Origin of the sequence: Nocardia thailandica NBRC 100428 (assembly GCF_000308795.1) — a bacterium.
Lineage (GTDB): Bacteria > Actinomycetota > Actinomycetes > Mycobacteriales > Mycobacteriaceae > Nocardia > Nocardia thailandica.
Genome location: NZ_BAGK01000097.1, coordinates 19,739 through 39,492, shown reverse-complemented (window position 1 = coordinate 39,492; position 19,754 = coordinate 19,739). Strand labels below are relative to the sequence as shown.

Sequence of the window (19,754 nt, the reverse complement as noted above, 5' to 3'; positions counted from 1 at the left end):
GACGCGGGGCCGAGCGGGCTCAGCGGGCTCGGCGGGCTCAGCCCTGCGCGGTGAAGGCCTCGTGCTCGGCGTCGTCGACGTCGCGGGCCTCGTCGACCAGCAGCACCGGGATGCCGTTGTCGATCGGGTACGCGCGGCGCAGGCGCGGGTTGTACAGGACGCTGTCGCCACCGGCGGTGCGGACCAGGTGCAGCGGGCCCTTGTCCTGCGGGCAGGCCAGCAGGCCGAGCAGGGTGGCGTCCAGGGTCGTTTCGTTGGCCATGACCGACAACTTACCGGCCGCCGGCGGCGGTCGCGGTGGCCGGTCGCCTGCGGAACGAGATGTAGCGGTGGCCGAAGAAACTCAGCACCGCGACCAGGCCCATGACCACGACCGACGAGGGCGCCGCGGGCAGGCCGAACCCCGTCACCGCCAGCTCGAGCAGCACCACGTTGAGCAGCAGGCCGCCGGAGTTGACGCCGCAGAAGGCGACGAAATCGCGCAGCACGTGGCCGCGCACCCGGAACACCAGCGTGCGGTGCAGGACGAAGGCGACGGTGGTGCTGATCGCGTAGGCCAGCACCACCGCGAGGCCCGGCCGCCCGTCGCCGAGCACGGCCAGCCACGCGACCGTCAGCGCCATGCCGAGCAGCGTGTTGAACCCGCCGACCAGCGCGAAGGCCAGCTCCTGACGCTTGACCACCCGCAGCAGCGGGCCCGGCGTCTCGTGGACGCCGGGCGCCTGCTCGGTCCTCGTCACGGCCGCGCCTCGGCCAGGTCGGCGGCGGTCTCGTCGTCGGGCGCGCGCTCGTCCCCGGCCGCGTCGCCCTCCTCGTCGGGGCGGCGGCCGCGCAGGTACAGCCACTGCAGCACGCCGAGCCCGACCAGGCTCGCCGCGATCCCGGCCGCGCCGATCTTCCAGCCCGGCGGCCGCCAGGTCACCGCCAGGTCGCCGTTCACCGTGCCCGCGGGGATCTTCACCGCGACGAACGACTTGGCCACCACCTCGAACGGCACGTCCCTGCCGTCGAGGGTCACCCGGTAGCCCGGCCAGGCGAGGCGGGCGAACACGACCCGGCCGCCGGACTCGGAGCTGACCCGCACGCGGCTGGTCGTGTCGCTCTCCGACACCGAGGTCGCGGTGCCGCCCTCGACCGCCGAGACCCGGCCGTTGCGGGTGGACAGCAGCCCGGCGTCGCGTTCGAGCACGGCGATGTAGCGGGCCTTGTCCGGGTAGTCGGCCCAGTGCCAGCCCTCCGGCGCCTGCTCGGTGCCCGCGTTCGGATACAGCGCCTTCTGCAGCACGACCCGGTCGACGTTCATCAGGTCGACGATCGGCTTGCCGGTCGACGGCTCCACGGCGAAGGCCCGCCGGAACGCGTCGGGGCACACGCTGGTGTCCCAGCGCATGCACAGCATCTCGCCGAACCAGAAGTGCCCGTTGGGGGTGTAACCGCTGACGTAGGTCTTGTCCAGGTCCTTGGCGTAGTTGCCGAACACCAGCGCGCCGTAGGCGCCGTCGAGCGTGCGTTCGCCGGGCTGGATCAGCGCGCGGTCACCCAGCTGCAGGGTGGTGCCCGCGAACTCGGGGAAGGCGGCCTCGGCGGCGGCGCGGTCGCCGGGCAGGTTCCAGCTCATCGGGGTCGGCTGGGCGCGCTCGACCTGGATGTAGGCGATGGGCGCGACCGCCACGATCGCCAGCGCCACCGCGGCGCTCACGCCCCGGGTCCGGGCCAGCCACACCACCGCCGCGCCCAGCAGCGCGATGGCGACCGCCGCGACGACGTGCGCGAGCACGTGATGCGGGTCGGCGGAGAACGAGCGCACCCACACCACCGCGATCAGCACACCCGCGGCGACCGCGCGCGGCCGCCAGTCCTTGAACGTGGCGAACCGGCCGAGCAGCACGCACACGAGCAGCAGCAGGCCGAGCGCCACCATGGGCAGCACCCGGGCGGGCCAGCGCAGCGGGCCGATGGTGCCGGGCCCGGCGGTCCACATGACCGCAGCGAGGGCGAACAGCCCGATGGCGGTGAACTCGCGCCACGCCTGCCGCGCCCGCCCCCAGTCGACGAACGCCAGGGCCGGGATCAGGAACCACGCGATGTAGACGACCGGCATCGGCTGCACGTAGCCCCACCACGAGGTGAACGCGGGCAGGGTCGAGGGCAGGCTGCCGTTGAGCGATTCCGACCACGGGACCGTGAGGAACTGGTCGTTGTTGATCTGGGCGGTGCCCCGCCAGGTGACCTTGGCCGAGTACATCGACGGCAGATAGGTGGCGAGGCCGGCCAGCGCGGCCAGGCCCGCGACCACGGTCAGCCGCAGCGGGCCGCGCCAGGCCTTCTGGAAGACCAGTTCGCCGACGATGACCGCGCCGATCATCAGCCCGGCCTCGACGGCGGGGAAGATGTACTGGACGGAGATGGCCAGGTACAGGAAGACGAAGGTCGGGACCGGCCCGGAGTTGCCGCGCGCGTACTTCACCGCCGACGCCCAGGCGTGCACCGCCCACGCGGTCCCGGTGAACGCGGTCATCCAGCTGGCCTCGTCGAAGAACAGCAACCAGCCGGTGAACGGGAACGACACCCCCGCCAGCGCCGCCCACTGCACCCGCGACCCGTACACCAGGCAGACCCGGTAGACGCCGAGCCCGGCGATCACGGCGAAGATAAGCTTCACCACGGTCGCGTAGAGCACCAGGTTGTCCACCGACGGCGCGATCAGATCGATCAGCAGCTGCGGCGGATTCAGCAGGCCCGCTTCCTCGATGGCGTAGTTGCCCGCCATCCAGTGCTCGGGCACCAGCACCGGCAGGTCACCGTCGCGCAGCCGACGGCCGAGCATCTGCCACAGCGGCACGTACTGCGATTCCGTGTCGTCGGTGTAGAAGTGGCGAGAGTTGGCCAGCAGCACGGCGATATAACCGGCGATCACGCCGAGCGAGGTGTACAGGCCCCACAGGTAGACCTCACGACGGGCAGGGGTTCTACTTTCCACCACGAGCACCAGACCCTACAGGTAGCGCACGCGCTCGGCATCGTCCGCCGGTCCCCCGCGCTGGGGGCGACCGCGCCGCGTCGCGGTGTTAGAGTTCGCGGGTTCTCACCAGCACACATCGAACAGACCTCAGGGGCCGGCCCACATGCCTATCGATTCCGCTCGCAGCTCCGGCAACGGTCACGCGCATTCGGTGTCGGTGGTCGTGCCGGTCTACCGCGGCGAGCAGACCATCGCCGCGCTGGTCGCCGAGCTCGACCGGCTCGGCGGTCCGCAGACCACGCCCGGCGGCATCCGGTACGCGGTGCAGGAGATCATCCTCGTCCACGACAACGGCCCCGACCGTTCCGACGTCGTCATCGGCGAGCTGGCCGCCGCCTACCCCCAGGTGCGTCCGCTGTGGCTGAGCCGCAACTACGGGCAGGACGCCGCGACCATCGCGGGCATGGCCGCCGCGCGCGGGGACTGGATCGTCACCATGGACGAGGACGGTCAGCACGATCCCGCGTTCGTCGCCGACTTCCTCGACGCCGCCCTCGCCTCGCGGGCCGACCTGGTCTACTCCAAGCCGAGCAACACCCGCCCGCACGGCTTCCTGCGCAACCTGACCTCGCGGGGCGCCAAGCTGGTGCTGGCGACGGTGTTCGCCTTCCCCGACTCGACCCGGTTCGAGAGCTTCCGGCTCATCCGCGGCGACATCGGCCGCCAGCTCGCCGAGGTGGCCGCCAACGGCGTCTATCTCGACGTGGCCCTGACCTGGGTGGTCGGCCGGACCGTGTCGGTGCCGGTGGTGCTGCGCGCCGAGGGCCGCGACGAGTCCGGCTACAACTACCGCCGCCTGTTCTCGCTGTTCTGGAAGATGGTGCTGTGCAGCGGCACCCGCGGCCTGCGGCTGGTGAGCATGCTCGGGGTGACGCTCGCGCTCGTCGGCGTGGTCTGGGCCGCGGTCATCGCCGTGCAGGCGCTGACCCAGGACAACCACGATCCCGAGGGCTGGGCCTCGATCATCGTGGCGGTGCTGCTGTGCTCGGGCGCGACCCTGTTCTCGCTCGGGCTGATCGCCGAGTATCTCGGTGTGGCCCTGCACATCCTGGTCGGCAAGCCGCTCTACCTCACGGTGGACTCGCCGACGCCGCGGCCCGATACGATGCCCTCGCCGGCCCAGAACCGACGAGTCGACGCCGCGGTACCGGCAGCCGCGTCGGAGAAGGGCCGTCCGGAGTGACCGACCGCATCATCTTCAGCAGGCCGTTCCGCGCCGCCGCCGAGCGCGCGAACCTCTCGGCGGTGCTGGACTCCGATCACAGCCACGGCGACGGGCAGTTCACCCGCTCGGCCACCGCGCGGATCAAGGAGATCACCGGCGCCCCGCACGCCCTGCTGACCACCTCGTGCACGCACGCGCTGGAACTGGGCGCCCTGCTGCTCGAGCTGGGCCCCGAGGACGAGGTCATCGTCCCGTCGTTCGCCTTCACCTCCGCGGCCACCGCGATGGCGCTGCGCGGATCGACCTGCGTCTTCGTCGACATCGACGACAGCACCGGCAACATCGACCCCGCCGCCGCGGCGGCCGCGGTCACGCCGCGCACCAAGGCGATCGTGGTCATGCACTACGGTGGCGTCGGCGCGGACATGGCGCCGCTGCTGGCCCTGGCCCACGAGCACGGCCTCGCCCTGATCGAGGACAACGCGCACGGCCTCGGCGGCACCTGGCAGGGCAGGCAGCTCGGCACCATCGGCACGCTGGGCACCCAGAGCTTCCACGACACCAAGAACGTGCACTGCGGCGAGGGCGGCGCGCTGCTGCTGTCCGACGAGATCCTCATGGGCCGCGCCGAGATCATGCGGGAGAAGGGCACCGACCGGGCCCGCTTCCTGCGCGGCCAGGTCGACAAGTACTCGTGGCAGGACATCGGCTCGAGCTACCTGCCCAGCGAACTCAACGCCGCGGTCCTCGACGCCCAGCTGGCCGAGTTCGACACCATCCAGGCCCAGCGCCACCGCGTCTGGGACTTCTACGCCGCCGCGCTGCCGGACTGGGCCGCCGCCAACGACGTGCGGCTCATGACCGTGCCCGCCGACCGCGGCCACACCGCGCACCTGTTCTATCTGCGCATGCCCACCGAGGACAGCCGCGACGGTCTCATCGCGCACCTGGCCGAGCGCGGCATCGTCGCCCCGTTCCACTACATCCCGCTCGACTCGAGCCCCGCGGGCCTGAAGTACGGCCGCACCCCGGTCCCGTGCACCCGTTCGGCGCGCTTCTCGGCCACCATCGTGCGGCTGCCGCTGTGGCCGATGCTCGGCGCGGAACAGCTCGACCGGGTCGTCGACGCGGTCCGCGCCTACCGCGCCTGAGGCGCGAACGGCGAGGGCCCGGTGATCGCTCACCGGGCCCTCGCCGTTTCCGTCAGTTCCCGCCGTACAGATCCTGGGCGACGGCCTCCGTGAGGACCTCGTAGGCGTCGGATTCGGCGTTGTACCACCAGGTGTCCGGGCCCGGCGCGGGCAGGCCGCGGGCCTGGATGGCGACGGCCGACGGGCGGAAGCTGGGGCTGCGCGGGATGTCGTCGACGACGTGGACCAGGTCGGGTCGCTGCGCCCTCGGCAGCGCCCGCAGCGCTTCGGTCACGTCGTCGGGTTCGATGTCGAAGCCCTCGCGCACGCTCAGCGCCGCCACCGCCAGGGTGCGCCCGCCCGCGTCGAGGCCGTAGACCACCTCGAGATCGACCGGGGTGATGTCGTTGAGCACGTCGGTGACGGGCTGGGTGAACACCGGGCCGCGCGGGGTGCGGATGACGGTGTCGCGGCGGTCGACCAGCCAGTAGTCGCCGTCACCGTCGCGGCGGAACAGGTTCTCCGTCGGCCACCACGCGTCGCCCGCGTGGAAGACCCCGCGCAGGCCGCCGTCGGAGATGTCCCCGCCGTCGACGGCCTTGCCGAGCAGCAGGCCGGGCTCGTTGTCGGCGCAGCGGCGGGCGAACCCGTCGTCGCCGACCAGGATCTGCTCGCTGACCGGGTCGTAGGCGACCAGCTCGACCTTGGCCGTGCCGGGCACCGGCCTGCCCTTGGATCCGATCTTGATGCCGGGCACGTTGGCCAGCACGACGTCGCCGTCGATGGAGGCGTAGAACTCCAGCACCCGCGCGGGGGCGAACTGCTCGGTCGTGCGACGCCACAGGCCCGCGGGCATGCCCGACCCGATGAACAGCCGGATCGGGTGCGTGCGCCCGGCCGGGAAGACCTCGGCGTCGAGCAGGTCGCGCAGCATGGTCCAGGTGTAGGTGACGACCGTGACGCCGTAGCGGTGCACCTCCTCGGCGAACCGGCCGGGCCCCGAGGGCCGGGCCAGCGCGATCCGGCTGCCGCCCGCCACCGCGCCGCCGAGACTGACCAGCAGTCCCGAGGAGTGGTGCAGCGGCGCCAGGCAGTACACGGTGTCGCGGTGGTCGAGGTCGGCGGCCGAGGCGGTACCGAAGGCCGACAGCGCCCAGCGGTGGTTGGTGATGTACTTGGCCTCGAGGCGGTCGCCGGTACCCAGCACCAGCACGAACGCCAGTTCGCGGGCCAGGCCCGGGTTGGGCCGGTACCAGGCGGGCACGCGGACCTTGGCCGGGTCGATCTGCTCGAGGTCGACGATCCGGTCGCCGGTGGGCAGGTCGAGGGTGCGGGCGTCGCCGCCGCCGAGCACCAGGACGCGGCTGCCGGTGGCCGCGGCGGTGCGCAGGTTCTCCGGGTCGGTGATCAGAGTCTTGACCCCGGTCAGCTCGATGGCGCGATGCAGCTCGGCGCCGGGGGCGAGCAGGACCGCGACCGCGCCGAGCCGGGAGAGCGCCGCGACGGCGGCCAGGGCCGAGGGCCGGGTCTCCATGACCACGCCGACCCGGGTGGCCGGGCGGATCCCCACCGAGATCAGCCCGCGGACCACGTTGTCGATGCGCACGTCGACGGCGGCGTGGGTGTGCACGCGGTCGTCGAAGAGGAACAGGTCCTTCAGGGGGGCGCGCCGCGCGTGCTCGGCCAGCAGCTTGCCCAGCGAGATGCGGGTGTGCGGCTGGATCAGGCCGAGCCGGGTCAGGCGCGGCAGCGCCCGCGCGGCCTCGCCGGCGATCTCGATCGAGCCGCGGATCGTGTTGCCCGCGATGCCCTCGAGGGCCTTGCCGACCCCGACCCCCGCCTCGGCGAGGCTGGCGGCGGTGTGGATGACCCGGGTCGCGGCCGTACGCGGCGCCGAGCTCGCGGTGTGCTCGGCCATCGGCACGATCTCCTCGGGCAGCGGCCCCGCGCCCTCGAGCCAGCCCACCCAGTCCCGGACCAGCGGCCAGGTGTGCCGGGTGGCCATGCTGCCCGCGACCAGGCCGAAGTGCCCGGCGACCAGGCTGGCCTCGAACACCTCGGCGTTGGGGGCCGCGCGCACGATGCCGCGCACGGCGGCGGGCTGGCCGATGTCGTCGACCTCGCCGACGAAGGCGAGGATCGGGCAGCGCAGCTCGGCCAGGGAGATGGGGTGATCGCGGATCACGAAGCCGCCCAGCATCATCCGGTTGTGCGCGACGAACTGCTTGAGCAGGTCGGCCGCGGCCGGACCGGCGTAGCCGACCCAGCCGTCGCTGTTGAGGAAGCGGCGCTGGCGCTCCTTGGGCAGCAGCGCCTCGCGGTCGTGCAGCTGCAGGAGGAAGTCGACCCGGGACTTGGCGGTCTTGACCGGATCGAGCATCTGGAAGCCGAGGCGCACCATCGAGTCGGTGATGGGCAGCCGGTTGACCACGTGGTCGGCCAGGAAGTCGGCCACGTCCGAGACCAGCCCGTAGGGGAGGCCGAACGGCATGCCCGCGACGATGTCGACCGGGCTGCCGAAGGTCACGATGGAGGCGACGCCCTTGCCGTAGCGGTAGGCCGCGGCCTGGTAGGCGAACATGCCGCCCTGCGAGTACCCCATCAGGTGCAGCTGGGCCCCGGTGGCCTCGCCGACGGTGTCGATGGCCGCGTCGACGGCGAGCACGTGGTCGGCCAGGTCACGCTGCCAGCCGCCCTCCTCGCTGGCCGGCGACCCGAAATCGATGACCCAGCAGTCGATCCCGCCGGCGTGCAGGATGCCGACCGCGCCCTCGGCGGCGTTCACGTCCCAGATGTCGGCGTTCACCATGAGCGGCGGGATCAGCAGGGCGACCGGGCGGCCCGGCGTCGTGTCGTCGGGGAAGTAGTGGCGCAGCCGGTACATGCGCCTGCGCTCGACGACCTCGAACGGCGAGGACTCGACATCGTGTGACAGCCCGCCGAAGCGGATCACCTCCAGCCCGTTCTGCGCGGTCGCGAGCAACCGCTGCACCGAACCGGCCACACCTTTTGGACTGAAATCCACCGTTCCCACCTGGCCCACCTTCAAGACAGTGACGCACCTCACACACCCCGATGTGTTCTCCAGAGCTAACCACACCGGGACTCCATTATGTGTCGGCTGTGACTGGTCCCATGTTCCGGCGATTCGGGTCACACCGGGCGCGTCGCCCGGGCGGCGGCACGCGGCACCGACGGAACGGTCACCCGGGGCCGGTCCGGGGCCGGCGCATATTAACGGGGCGCCGCGGCACCGCGCCCGGAATCGCGATTTCCGGCACGATTCACCGGCACCTCGGCCCGGCATTCCGACACCCGCCCGATCACCGGCACCATTCATCCCACGACCCCGGAAGAATTGTTCGCATAGGCCGCAATACGTTGCGCGGCAAGCGGACCGGGGCCTACCATCGTTGTCGTCCGGAACACATTGCGTCACCGCACTTCTCGTGTACCGAGTTCTCTCTTCAGATGGCACATCCTTTCCGTCCGGCATCGCTGCCGGCGTGAATCGTCGTGCCTTCCGGACGGATTCGTCATGCTCTGCCGCTCTCCATCGTCGCGTCCAACGCACGACCCCGACCCGCCGGCCGATCGCCGGCTCGCATCGAGGTGAGGATCGCCCATGACCATCGAACTGCCGTTGCCCACCGAGACGGCTCCGCGCAAGAGCCTCAGTACCTCCGCCGCCGCCCAGCTGGCGCACACCACCAAGTCCGAGCCACAGATGCAGGGCATCAGCTCTCGCTGGCTGACCCGCATGCTGCCGTGGGTGCAGGTCAACGGCGGTGTGTACCGGGTCAACCGCCGCCTGACCCACACCGTGGGCAACGGCGAGGTCGAGTTCGTCATCGACGGCTCGACGGCCCGCGTCATCCCGCTGGAACTCCAGGAACTGCCGCCACTGCGCGGCTTCGACGACGAGGAGGTGCTGCGCTCGCTGGCCGACCGCTTCGTCCAGCTCGACATCGAACCCGGCACCGTCGTCGCCGAATTCGGCAATCCCATCGACCAGGTCCTGCTCGTCGTCCACGGCAAACTGGCACGGATGGGCTCCGGCGAATTCGGGGAGACCACCAAACTCGGCATGCTCACCGGCGGCGATCATTACGGCGCGGAAATGCTGACCGAGCCCTCGGCCATCTGGGACGTGACCGTCAAGTCCGTCACCCGGACGACCTTGCTCGCCCTGCCCCGGCAGGCGCTCGACGAGATTCTGGAGAATTCTCCGGAATTGAGCGAGCAATTGCAGGGTGCCTCGTCGGCGAATTCGCACGCGCAGAATTCCAAGGGCGAGGCGAATATCGAGATCTCCTCCGGGCACTACGGGGAGCCGCTCCTCGAGGGCACCTTCGTCGACTACGACGCGAGCCCTCGCCAGTACGAGCTCAGCCTCGCCCAGAGCGTGCTGCGCGTGCACTCGCGGGTGGCCGACCTGTTCAACGATCCGATGAATCAGGTCGAGCAGCAGCTGCGCCTGACCGTCGAGGCGCTCTACGAACGGCGCGAGAACGACCTGGTCAACAACCCCGAATTCGGCCTGCTCAACAACTGCGACCTCAAGCAGCGCATCACCACCGAGTCCGGCCCGCCGACCCCGGACGACATGGACGAGCTGCTGAGCATGCGCCGCAGCACCGCCTTCTTCCTCGCCCACCCCAAGGCCATCGCCGCCTTCGGCCGGGAATGTTCGAAGCGCGGCCTCTACCCCGACCCGGTCGATCTCGACGGGCACCGGGTGCCCGCCTGGCGCGGGGTGCCGATCCTGTCGTGCGGCAAGATCCCGGTGAGCGACACCGCGACGACCTCGATCCTGGCCATGCGCATCGGCGAGAAGAACCAGGGCGTCGTCGGCCTGCACCAGACCGGCATCCCCGACGAGTACGAGCCGAGCCTCAACGTCCGGTTCAAGGGCATCGACGACCAGTCGATCATCTCCTACCTGGTCAGCTGCTACTACTCGGCCGCCGTGCTGGTCCCCGACGCGCTGGGCGTGCTCGACAACGTCCTGGTCGCGCGCCAGGCCGACTGAGGGCGGCGAGGTGTCCGTGCTCCGCCGCGCGGCCGCGCCCGCCGCCGCCGGCGACCTGGCCGCGATCGTCGCGGCGCTCCTGCGAACCACCCACTCCACCGCTCCCCCGACGCTCTTCCGCCCCGCCGGACCGGCCACCGCGGCCACCATGACGGCGGGGACCGTGCCGCGCGGCCTGCTCGGGCCGAGCGGCCTGGGCAGCGCGGGCTTACGGCTGCCCCGGCCCGCCGGATCCCCGGCGGTAGGCGACGGCGTGCCCGCGGGTCCTCCCACCGGACGGCAGGCCCCCTCGTTCGCCGCGGGGCTGCATCCGCCGAGTCCCGTGGCCCGGCGGCACGCCCCGGACGGCGCGGGCGAGCGGGCGACGCGGTCCGGGCAGCGGATTCCCCCGCTGTACTGCCCGCCGCCCGAACGCGACGACCCGGCGTTGGCCGAGGCGGTCAATGTCGGACTGCTGGCGTGGGCCCGCGACATCGGGCTCTACGCCGGGCGGCTCGACGAACTGGAGAAGGCCGACTTCGGCCGGCTGATCATGCTCGCCCACCCCGACTGCGACGACCCCGATCCGCTGCTGGCCGCGGCCAAGGCGGCGGTGTCGGAGTGGTCGGTCGACGACTACTACTGCGAGGAGGACGCCGACGACACCGCTCCCGACGGCACCCCGTCCAGCGCCGAGGCCGAACTCGGCCCCCGGCTCGAGCTGGCGGCCGCCGCCATCGACCCCGTCCACCTGCCCGCCCGCTACGCCGCCCAGCTCGAGACGGCCATGCAGGCGGACCCGATCCTGCGTGCCTTCCGCACCTCCTTCGCCCATCTCGGCACCTTTTCGACCCCGCAGCAGCTGGGCCGCCTGCGCACCGAGATCGCGGGCTGGTTCATCGCGCTCGGTGCCGAGGCGGGCTGGCGGGCAGCGGGGCGGATGCCGCCGGTGTGGGAGTACCTGACCAACCGCCAGCCGCACAGCTTCCTGCCGTGCATGGCGCCCATCGACGCCGTCGGCGGCTACGAGCTCGGCGCCCCGGAGTACACCGACCCGGCCGTGCGCCGGGTCACCACCACGGCGGCCCTGGCCGCGCAGATGGTCAACGACCTGTATTCGATGGCCCGCGAGGACCTGTCGAACGGGCGCGAGTTCAATCTGCCGACCGTGCTGGCCGCCGAGGAGCGGTGCAGCCGCGCCGACGCGGTGGTCCGCACCGCCGAGGTGCACGACGAGCTGATGCACCGGTTCGAGCGGGAGGCGGCGCCGCTGGCGGCCGCAGGCTCGCCCGAACTCCGCCGGTTCCTGGCCGGCCTGTGGGCCTGGATGGGCGGCAACCGCGCCTGGCACGCGGACAGCCGCCGCTATCACGACGCCCCGAACGACGAGACCCCGTCCACCGATCCCCGTCCCCGAGAGGATGTGTCCGCATGACCACGATCGACCCGCAGGCCGACACCGTGCTGCGCACCAGCTACCAGCGTTCCGTCGCAGCGTACTGGAACGACAATCCCAACGACGACCGGGTCAACACCAAGCTCGGCGAGGTCGATGGGCTCTACCACCACCACTACGGCATCGGCGCGCCCGACTGGACCATCCTGGAGGGTCCCGAGGAGGGCAAGCAGGACCGCCTGGTCAAGGAGCTGCACCGCCTGGAGACCGACCAGGCCGACCTGCTGCTCGATCAGCTGGGCGACGTCCGCCCCGGCGACCGGCTGATGGACGGCGGTTCCGGCCGCGGCGGCACCAGCATCATGGCCAACCAGCGCTTCGGCTGCCGGGTGGACGGCGTGACCATCTCCGAGTACCAGGTCGGTTTCGCCAACGAGCAGGCCGAGCACCGCGGCGTGAGCGACAAGGTCCGCTTCCACTTCCGCAACATGCTCGACACCGGCTTCGAGTCCGGGTCGATGCGGGGCATCTGGACCAACGAGACCACCATGTACGTCAACCTGTTCGACCTGTTCGCCGAGTTCTCCCGGCTGCTGGAGCCGGGCGGCCGCTACGTGTGCATCACCGGCTGCTCCAACGACGTCACCGGCGGCAAGTCGGCCTCGGTCAGCTGGATCGACGCGCACTACGGCTGCATGATCCACCCGCGCAGCGAGTACTTCCGGGCGCTGTCGGAGAACGGGCTGGTCCCGATCCACGTGCTCGACCTGACACCCGACACCATCCCCTACTGGGAGATGCGCACCCACTCGGAGCTCGCCACCGGGGTGGAGCAGCCGTTCCTGACCGCCTACAAGGAGGGCAGCTTCCAGTACCTGATGATCGTCGCCGATAAGGTGAACAGGTGACCGATCCCCGTTCCGGCTCGTCGGCCGACCGCGAGGCCCTCCCGGTCGAGCTGGTCGACGAGTCGGGCAGGTCGGCGGGCACGCTGTCGGTGTCCTTGGCCCATCAGCCGCCCGGCCGGCTGCATCGCGCGTTCTCGGTGCTGCTGTTCGACCGGGCGGGCCGGGTGCTGATCCAGCAGCGGGCCGCGGTCAAGACCCGCTTCCCCCTGCAATGGGCCAACACCTGCTGCGGCCATCCGGCCCCCGGGCAACCCGTGCTCGAGGCGGGGCGCGTCCGGCTCGGCGAGGAACTCGGCCTCACCGCCGAGCTGCGCGAGGCGGGCACCTTCACCTACCGCGCGGGCGATCCCGGCACGGGCCGGGTCGAGTACGAGTACGACCACGTCCTCGTCGGCACCCACACGGGCCCGGATCCGGTGCCGGACCCGGACGAGGTCGCCGCGTTCGCCTGGACCGACCCCGCCGAACTCGCGGAGGCGGTCCGGGCGACGCCCGAGCAGTACACGCCGTGGCTCGCCGAGGTCCTCGACATCGCGGTGCGGGCGTACCGCACCGCGGGGTCCGCGGCCCGCTGACGCGCGGGCCCGCCGGATATTCCGGCGGGCCCCGTCCCCAGCTTTTTCCCGTCGCGATCCCCACGGCACCGGCCGCTACCAGCGCATAGCGTTCGATGCGCATATCGCCATAGGTGGATGCCCGCGAATCCTTGGTGAATTCACAGCATCGCCACAGTCCCGGGTCAGGCCGGACGCCGACCATGGACAGGGAAGTTCCTGTTCCGGACGTTGAGTGAGGTGCGCGATGGTCGAGGTCGAGGTCAGCGGGGACATGGTGACGGTGAACGTGCTCGGCGGTCACCGGCTGCTCGCGCTGCGCCAGCAGGTGGTCGTCGATCGCCGCGACATCGTCGAAGCCGTCCCCGCCGAGGTGGACCTGCGTCCGCCGTGGGTCCGGGCGCCCGGCACCTTCTTCCCCGGCGTCATCGCCGCGGGCGTCTATCGCGGCAAGGGCCGCAAGGAGTTCTGGGACACCACGTTCACCGGCCGCGCGGTCCGCATCGATCTCGAGGGCCGCGAATTCACCCGCCTGGTGATCGACGTCGACGACGCCGACGCGGTGCTGCGCGAGCTGGCGCCCGCCGCCGCCGCCTAGCCGTCACAGCGCGAACGGCGCCAGCATCCCCGTGTAGGGCTTGGCCGGTGGGGTCGCGAACTCTCCCCTCCCCGACTTGCGCAGTCCCTGGGTGAGCAGGGACTGCGCCGTGAGGGTAGCCGCCGCGACCCCGTCGATCACCGGGACCCCGATCTCGGCGGTGATGTGGGCGGTGAGGTCGGCCATGCCCGCGCAGCCGAGGACGACCGCGTCGGAGCGGTCCGCCGCCACCGCCGCCCGGCACGCCTCGGTGACGATCTTGCGGGCGTCGGGATCGGTCTCCAGGTCGAGCACCGGCAGGTCGCACGCGTGCAGTCCCCGGCAGAACCGGTCGACGCCGTAGCGCACCGTCAGATCCTCGGCGCGGCCCAGCGTGCGGGCCAGCGTGGTGACCACGCTGAACCCGCGACCCAGATGCGTCGCGGTGCGCAGGGCCGCCTCGGCCGTCCCGATCACCGGTCCGGCGGCCAGTTCCCGGGCGGCGTCCAGACCCGGGTCGCCGAAACACGCCACCACGTAGGCGTCCACGCCGTCGGCCTCCCCGCGCCGGATCTCCGCGAGCAATCCGGGCACGCTCAGCGCCTCGTCGTAGTGGCTCTCGATCGAGACCGGCCCGTCGGCCGAGGTGGCCGCGTCGACGCGGGTGCCGGGCGCGGCGACCGCGCGGGCGCAGCGCAGCGCCAGCGCGGTCATCGCGACCGTGGTGTTCGGGTTGACGACCCGGATCCGCATCAGTCCTCCCGCAGCGCGGCCCGCAGCCGGCCGGTGGTCAGGTAGTACACCGCGAACCCGAGGCCCGCCCCGATGAACCAGCTGTACTGGGCGGCCGTGTGCATGCCGGGCACGCCCTTGGCCAGCACCGGGAACACCGCGACGATCGCGCCCACCGCCGTGGCCAGCACCGCCGCGGGGTGATAGCCCTTGCGGTACCAGTAGGTTCCGCCCGGCGACATGGTGAACAGGTCGTCGACCCGCACCTTCTGCTTGCGCACCAGGTAGTAGTCGCAGATCAGCACCCCGAACAGCGGGCCGATGAAGGCGCCGAGCACCTCGAGGGTGTAGTGGATGACCTCGGGATTGTTGTACAGGTTCCAGGGCGTGATCAGCACCGAGCCGACGGCGGCGATCATGCCGCCCGCCCGCCACGAGATGCGCTGCGGGCTGACGTGGGAGAAGTCGAAGGCCGGGGAGATGAAGTTGGCGACGATGTTGATGCCGATGGTCGCCACGGTGAAGGTCAGCGCGCCGAGCACGATGGCGAAGGTGGAGTCGATGCGCGCCACCGTCTCCACCGGGTCGGTGATGAGCTCGCCGTAGACGGGCAGGGTGAGCGAGGCGGTGACCACGACCAGCACCGAGAACAGGAGGAAGTTGACCGGCAGGCCGAGGAAGTTGCCGGTCTTGACGGCGGCGAAACTGCGGCCGTAGCGGGAGAAGTCGCCGAAGTTCAGCATCGGGCCCGAGAAGTAGGACACCACCAGCGCGATCGCGCCCAGCATCACCGGGACCGACGCCCAGCCGGTGTAGGTGACCTCGCCGAGGTTCAGGTCGACGGCGCTCCAGCCCGCCTTCGCGAGCAGGTAGCCGCACAGCGCGAACATCACGACATAGACGGCGGGCCCGCAGAAGTCGATGAAGCGGCGGATGGAGTCCATGCCCCGCCAGAAGACGGCGGCCTGCACCACCCACAGGGCCAGGAAGCTGCCCCACCCGAGCAGCGAGAGGCCGAGGAAGCCGTGATCGGCGGTCACCGCGTAGGGCGCGAGCCCCGGGAACAGTTTCACCAGGACGACGTCCAGCGCGGCGGAGGCGAGGAAGGTCTGGATGCCGTACCAGGCGACCGCGATGAGGCCGCGGATGATCGCCGGGATGTTGGCGCCGAGCACGCCGAAGGCGCTGCGGCAGATGACCGGATAGGGCACGCCGGTCGCCTGGCTCGGCTTGGCGACGAGGTTGCAGAGCAGATAGACGATGCCGATGCCGATGAGCAGCGCAGCCAGCACCTGCCAGCTGGCCAGGCCGAGCGCGAAAAGGCTGCCCGCCGTCACGTATCCGCCGACGCTGTGCACGTCCGACATCCAGAAGGCGACGATGTTGTAGGCGCCCCAGCGCTGCTGTCTCAGCGGCGCGAGGTCGGCGTTGGTCAGCCGCGGGTCGTAGTCCGGCGCGGGCGCGGCCGGTGCGGGGGCGAGGATTTCGGTCATGGCATTCCCATCCGAGGGCGAACAAGCATCCCGACGATAGGATTCGGCTATTGCCCGGCGGTTTCTCCTCGATTGCCCGGCTATTGCGCCATCGATATATCGTCCGGCGCGAGCAGACCGGTGTCGGTGGGCAGGGTCGCGACGACGGCCTCGAGCCTGCGGTGGTGCAGTTCGGCCACCGCGCAGAGGGTCTCGGCGTCGCCGGCGAGGAAGGCGTCGAGCATGAGCAGGTGGTCGGCGTGTAGGTCGGCCCGGTCGCCGGGGTCGATGTGGACCATGGACTGCACGGGTTCGGTGACGTTCCAGGCGGATTCGAGCATGTGCAGCAGGCGGTGCATCCGCGACGGCCGGGTCAGCGCGACGTGGAAGGCCCGGGACTCGCGATGGTAGGCGGCCGCGTCGTCGTCGCGGATGGCCGCTTCCAGACGCTCGTTGATCTCGCGCAGCGCGGCGCGGTCGGCCTCACCCGCGTAGCGGGCCGCCGCCCGCAGCGAGGCCGCCTCCAGGGTGTCGCGGACGACGTACATCTCCCGCAGCTCGCGCGCGGTGAGCTGGGCGACCTCGTACCCGCCGTGCGGCCGGTGGGTCACCAGCCCCTCCCCCACCAGCGTCTTGAGCGCCTCGCGGACCGGGATGTGGCTGACCCCGAACAGCACCGCGACATCGCGCAGCGGGATGACGGTGCGCGGCGGCACCGCGCCGTCGAGGATCACCCGCCGCAGCTCACCGAGGATCACCTGCGGGCGGCCCGGTGAGTCCACGACAAGCCTGGCGAGCAGCGCCGATCGTCGTCTGGGTGGCATGCGCACACGCTATGGTCCCGATGTTGCGCCCACGCTGCCCGAGATGACGGTCAGGCAACGATCACCGTACCGACCGGTCGCGGTGTGCGGCGCGCCGGCCTGGCATCCTGGACCGGGACGAGTGGAGAGTGAGCGGAGAAGTGACAGTGACCCCGACAACGCAGTCGGTGGACCGCCGGTTCGTCGACCTGGTGTCCATGTTCGACCGGCTGTTCCGCAAGCCGTCGCAGGGCGGCGGCGCGCTCTGCGTCTACCTGCGCGGCGAACCCGTGGTCGACGTGTGGGCGGGCGAGGCGGCGCCGGGCGTGCCGTGGACCGAGGAGACGGTGGCGCTCGGGTTCTCCACCGGCAAGGGCGTGGCCTCGACGGTGGTGCACATGCTCGCCGAGCGCGGCCTGCTCGACTACGACACCCCGGTCGCGCGGTACTGGCCGGAGTTCGCGGCGGCGGGCAAGGACCACATCACCGTGCGCGACGTGCTCACCCATCGCGCGGGCCTGCACCGGCTGCGCGGGCTGCTGCCGGGCCCCGAGGACGGCTTCTTCGACGACGCCGCGGTGACCGCCGCGCTCGCCGCGGCCGCCCCCGATCCCCGCCACCGCGAGACCAGCGGCTACCACGGCATCAGCTACGGCCACCTCACCGCCGAACTGGTCCGCCGGGTCACCGGCCGCTCGTTCACCGAGGTGGTCCGCACCGAGCTGGCCGAACCGCTGGGCGCCGAGGAGCTCTGGTTCCGGGTGCCCGCCGACCAGCGCCACCGCATCGCGACCACCTTCCCCCGGCTGACCGCGTTCGGCCTGGACTGGGACCGGGGCTCGGATCTGGTCGCGGGCCGCCGTTTCGGCGCCGCCGCCGAGACCACCCCGCGCGGTTTCGCGAGCCTCATCGTCGACCCCCGCGTGCACGATTCGGTGATGCCCGGCGTCAACGGCGTCTTCTCCGCCCGCGCGCTGGCGCGGCTGTACGCGCCGCTCGCCGGCGACGGCACCCTCGACGGCGTGCGGATCCTGACCCCGGAGACCATCCGGCGCCTGTCCACCCGCCAGGTGTTCACCCCCGACTACGTCCTCGCCTTCCGCATCCCGTGGGCGATGGGCTACCACGGGGTGCCGATGAAGCCGTCCAAGGCCGATCCGGTGTCGGCGTTCGGGCACTTCGGCCTCGGCGGCTCGGGCGCGTTCGCCGACCCGGCGACGGGGATGTCGCTGGCCTTCGTCACCAACCGGCTCGGCAGCAAGCTGACGCCGCTGGGCGACGCCCGGCTGGCCCGGCTCAGCGCGCTCGCGCACCATCTGGCGAAACGGGCCTGACGCCGCCGCGTCGCAACCGGGCCGCGGCCCCGGAGGCTGGCAGCATGGCAGCCGTGGACGACCTCGATCCCGACGCGGTCACGGCGGCGGCGCGGCTGCTCGCCCCGGTCATCCGGCACACGCCGGTGGTGCGGTCGCGGGTGCTCTCCGACCGGGCGGGCGTGCCGGTGTGGCTCAAGTGTGAGAACCTCCAGCGCACGGGCTCGTTCAAACCGCGCGGCGCCTACAACCGCATCGCCCGGCTGGACGAGGCACGGCGTCGGCGCGGGGTGGTCGCGGCCAGCGCGGGCAATCACGCGCAGGGGGTGGCCTGGTCGGCGGGCGCGCTCGGCATCGACGCGACGGTGTTCATGCCGACCGGCGCCTCGCTGCCCAAGCTCGCCGCGACCCGCGCCTACGGCGCCGAGGTCCGCCAGGTCGGCGCCACCATCGACGAATCCCTCACCGCCGCCGAGGAATTCGCGGAGCGGACCGGGGCGACGCTGATCCATCCGTTCGATCATCCCGACATCGTGGCCGGGCAGGCGACGGTGGCGGTCGAGATCCTCGAGCAGGTGCCCGACGTCGCGACGATCGTCGTCCCGACCGGGGGCGGCGGGCTGCTCGCCGGCACCGCGCTGGCGCTACGCGACCGCGCCCCCGGCGTCGAGGCGATCGGGGTGCAGGCGGCCGAGGCGGCGGCCTGGCCGGACTCGCTCGGCGCGGGCAGGCCGGTCCGGCTCGAGCGCATGGCCACCATGGCCGACGGGATCGCGGTCGGGCTGCCGGGCGCGGTGCCCTTCGCGCACGTGGCCGCCCACGTGCGGCGCATCGTCACCGTCGACGAGGACGCGCTGTCGCGGGCGCTGCTGCTGTGCCTGGAACGGGCCAAGCTCCTCGTCGAACCCGCGGGCGCGGCGGGAGTGGCCGCCGTGCTCACCGGCGCGGTGCGCGAGCCGGCCGGGCCCCTGGTGGTGATCCTGTCCGGCGGCAACATCGATCCGCTGCTGCTGACCCGGGTGATCGGGCACGGGCTCAGCGCCGCGGGCCGCTATCTGGCCGTGCGAGTCACCATCGCCGACCGGCCGGGCGCGCTCAGCGCGCTGCTGTCGGTGGTCGGCGCGGCCGGGGCCAGCGTCGTCGACGTCGTGCACTCGCGCACCGGGATGTGGCTGGCGGTGGACGAGGTCGAGGTGTCGCTGACCGTGGAGACCCGCGGTCCCGCCCACCGGGACGACGTCCTCACGGCCTTGCGCGACGCGGGATTCCGGGCCCACGCCGAGCTGTGAGGCCCGGACGCGGTGACCGGTTCACGCGCGCCCGGTCCGCCTGCGCACCGCCTCGGCGACCGCGTCGCGGCGCTGCCAGGCCACGGCGAACGCCGCGACGGCGGCGATCAGCAGGCCGCCCGCGATGACGGCGGTCAGCAGCAGGCCGGCCGAGGCGGCGGGCCGCGCGCCGACGTGGGCGCGGATGATCATCGCCGCCACCATCGGGCCCACCGCCACCAGGACCGGGATCAGCAACACCAGCCCGACCGTGATCAGATCGTCGGTGTCCAGACGCGCGCCGGACAGCATGCGGGACCTGGTCCCCACGCCGCGGCCGGCCGGACTCCCCGCCACCGTGCTCATACCCGTACCTCCCGATCCACCGAGAAAGACGTGTCAC

At 71.9% G+C, this 19,754-nt stretch carries 17 protein-coding genes; 9 read left to right on the top strand and 8 right to left on the bottom strand.

Annotated features, from left to right (window positions below; translation table 11 throughout):
* Positions 1–37 precede the first annotated feature (37 nt).
* Genes ON36_RS10205 through ON36_RS10195 form a run of 3 tightly spaced genes read right to left on the bottom strand, consistent with a single transcriptional unit; the run spans position 38 to position 2,980 of the window.
* Positions 38–262 (bottom strand): Trm112 family protein, encoded by a 225-nt coding sequence (locus ON36_RS10205; protein WP_043650734.1) that lies wholly within the window; start codon positions 260–262, stop codon positions 38–40.
* A gap of 10 nt (positions 263–272) precedes the next feature.
* Positions 273–740 (bottom strand): GtrA family protein, encoded by a 468-nt coding sequence (locus ON36_RS10200; protein ID WP_043650733.1) that lies wholly within the window; start codon positions 738–740, stop codon positions 273–275.
* Positions 737–2,980: a membrane protein gene (locus ON36_RS10195; RefSeq protein ID WP_043650746.1), complete on the bottom strand. Its 2,244-nt coding sequence runs from the start codon at positions 2,978–2,980 to the stop codon at positions 737–739. The genes ON36_RS10200 and ON36_RS10195 overlap by 4 nt, the downstream gene beginning before the upstream one ends.
* A 145-nt stretch (positions 2,981–3,125) precedes the next feature.
* Between ON36_RS10195 and ON36_RS10190 the strand changes: the two genes are divergently transcribed.
* Positions 3,126–4,205, top strand: coding sequence for a glycosyltransferase (locus ON36_RS10190; protein WP_052313835.1), 1,080 nt, complete (start codon positions 3,126–3,128; stop codon positions 4,203–4,205).
* Positions 4,202–5,338, top strand: a complete 1,137-nt coding sequence (gene rffA, locus ON36_RS10185) for a dTDP-4-amino-4,6-dideoxygalactose transaminase (protein WP_043650732.1) — start codon at positions 4,202–4,204, stop codon at positions 5,336–5,338. The genes ON36_RS10190 and rffA overlap by 4 nt, the downstream gene beginning before the upstream one ends.
* A 52-nt stretch (positions 5,339–5,390) precedes the next feature.
* Here rffA and ON36_RS10180 read toward each other — a convergent pair whose 3' ends face one another.
* The gene (locus ON36_RS10180) at positions 5,391–8,342 is read right to left on the bottom strand and encodes an AMP-binding protein (RefSeq protein ID WP_043650744.1); all 2,952 of its coding nucleotides are present in this window, start codon (positions 8,340–8,342) and stop codon (positions 5,391–5,393) included.
* A gap of 600 nt (positions 8,343–8,942) precedes the next feature.
* On the opposite strand from ON36_RS10180, the gene ON36_RS10175 reads away from it, so the two are divergent.
* The 5 genes from ON36_RS10175 to ON36_RS10155 all read left to right on the top strand — a co-directional run bounded on the left by ON36_RS10175 (position 8,943) and on the right by ON36_RS10155 (position 13,784).
* Positions 8,943–10,349 (top strand): family 2B encapsulin nanocompartment shell protein, encoded by a 1,407-nt coding sequence (locus tag ON36_RS10175; RefSeq protein ID WP_043650731.1) that lies wholly within the window; start codon positions 8,943–8,945, stop codon positions 10,347–10,349.
* 10 nt (positions 10,350–10,359) lie between these two features.
* Positions 10,360–11,763, top strand: coding sequence for a family 2 encapsulin nanocompartment cargo protein terpene cyclase (locus ON36_RS10170; RefSeq protein ID WP_052313834.1), 1,404 nt, complete (start codon positions 10,360–10,362; stop codon positions 11,761–11,763).
* Positions 11,760–12,632, top strand: coding sequence for a geranyl diphosphate 2-C-methyltransferase (locus ON36_RS10165; protein WP_043650730.1), 873 nt, complete (start codon positions 11,760–11,762; stop codon positions 12,630–12,632). The genes ON36_RS10170 and ON36_RS10165 overlap by 4 nt, the downstream gene beginning before the upstream one ends.
* A complete protein-coding gene (idi, locus tag ON36_RS10160; protein ID WP_043650729.1) occupies positions 12,629–13,207 on the top strand; it encodes an isopentenyl-diphosphate Delta-isomerase in 579 nt (192 codons plus the stop codon). The genes ON36_RS10165 and idi overlap by 4 nt, the downstream gene beginning before the upstream one ends.
* Positions 13,208–13,433: 226 nt before the next feature.
* Positions 13,434–13,784: a hypothetical protein gene (locus ON36_RS10155; protein WP_043650728.1), complete on the top strand. Its 351-nt coding sequence runs from the start codon at positions 13,434–13,436 to the stop codon at positions 13,782–13,784.
* A gap of 3 nt (positions 13,785–13,787) precedes the next feature.
* Here the strand turns inward: ON36_RS10155 and ON36_RS10150 are convergent, their stop codons facing one another.
* From ON36_RS10150 to ON36_RS10140, 3 genes are all read right to left on the bottom strand, one after another.
* Positions 13,788–14,516, bottom strand: coding sequence for an aspartate/glutamate racemase family protein (locus tag ON36_RS10150; RefSeq protein ID WP_043650727.1), 729 nt, complete (start codon positions 14,514–14,516; stop codon positions 13,788–13,790).
* Positions 14,516–15,988 (bottom strand): NCS1 family nucleobase:cation symporter-1, encoded by a 1,473-nt coding sequence (locus tag ON36_RS10145; RefSeq protein WP_043650726.1) that lies wholly within the window; start codon positions 15,986–15,988, stop codon positions 14,516–14,518. Before ON36_RS10145 ends, ON36_RS10150 begins: the two co-directional genes overlap by 1 nt.
* 80 nt (positions 15,989–16,068) lie before the next feature.
* Entirely contained in the window at positions 16,069–16,791 is a 723-nt protein-coding gene (locus tag ON36_RS10140; protein ID WP_043650725.1) for a GntR family transcriptional regulator, read from the bottom strand.
* Positions 16,792–16,988: 197 nt separating this feature from the next.
* Here ON36_RS10140 and ON36_RS10135 point away from each other — a divergent pair, with 197 nt between their 5' ends.
* Both ON36_RS10135 and ilvA read left to right on the top strand, forming a co-directional pair.
* Entirely contained in the window at positions 16,989–18,104 is a 1,116-nt protein-coding gene (locus ON36_RS10135) for a serine hydrolase domain-containing protein (protein ID WP_083885043.1), read from the top strand.
* Positions 18,105–18,148: 44 nt separating this feature from the next.
* Positions 18,149–19,372: a threonine ammonia-lyase gene (ilvA, locus tag ON36_RS10130; protein ID WP_043650723.1), complete on the top strand. Its 1,224-nt coding sequence runs from the start codon at positions 18,149–18,151 to the stop codon at positions 19,370–19,372.
* Between the two features lie 21 nt (positions 19,373–19,393).
* Here the strand turns inward: ilvA and ON36_RS10125 are convergent, their stop codons facing one another.
* Complete coding sequence (locus ON36_RS10125; RefSeq protein WP_157224833.1) at positions 19,394–19,717, bottom strand: hypothetical protein; 324 nt, start codon at positions 19,715–19,717, stop codon at positions 19,394–19,396.
* Positions 19,718–19,754: the final 37 nt, after the last annotated feature.

What these genes read in the sequence shown, in the direction of transcription:
- ON36_RS10205 (WP_043650734.1), bottom strand. Translation starts at nt 262, where the DNA reads ATGGCCAACGAAACGACCCTGGACGCCACCCTGCTCGGCCTGCTGGCC.
- ON36_RS10190 (WP_052313835.1), top strand. Translation starts at nt 3,126, where the DNA reads ATGCCTATCGATTCCGCTCGCAGCTCCGGCAACGGTCACGCGCATTCG.
- ON36_RS10175 (WP_043650731.1), top strand. Translation starts at nt 8,943, where the DNA reads ATGACCATCGAACTGCCGTTGCCCACCGAGACGGCTCCGCGCAAGAGC.
- ON36_RS10165 (WP_043650730.1), top strand. Translation starts at nt 11,760, where the DNA reads ATGACCACGATCGACCCGCAGGCCGACACCGTGCTGCGCACCAGCTAC.
- ON36_RS10155 (WP_043650728.1), top strand. Translation starts at nt 13,434, where the DNA reads ATGGTCGAGGTCGAGGTCAGCGGGGACATGGTGACGGTGAACGTGCTC.
- ON36_RS10150 (WP_043650727.1), bottom strand. Translation starts at nt 14,516, where the DNA reads ATGCGGATCCGGGTCGTCAACCCGAACACCACGGTCGCGATGACCGCG.
- ON36_RS10145 (WP_043650726.1), bottom strand. Translation starts at nt 15,988, where the DNA reads ATGACCGAAATCCTCGCCCCCGCACCGGCCGCGCCCGCGCCGGACTAC.
- ON36_RS10140 (WP_043650725.1), bottom strand. Translation starts at nt 16,791, where the DNA reads ATGCCACCCAGACGACGATCGGCGCTGCTCGCCAGGCTTGTCGTGGAC.
- ON36_RS10135 (WP_083885043.1), top strand. Translation starts at nt 16,989, where the DNA reads ATGTTCGACCGGCTGTTCCGCAAGCCGTCGCAGGGCGGCGGCGCGCTC.
- ilvA (WP_043650723.1), top strand. Translation starts at nt 18,149, where the DNA reads ATGGCAGCCGTGGACGACCTCGATCCCGACGCGGTCACGGCGGCGGCG.
- ON36_RS10125 (WP_157224833.1), bottom strand. Translation starts at nt 19,717, where the DNA reads ATGAGCACGGTGGCGGGGAGTCCGGCCGGCCGCGGCGTGGGGACCAGG.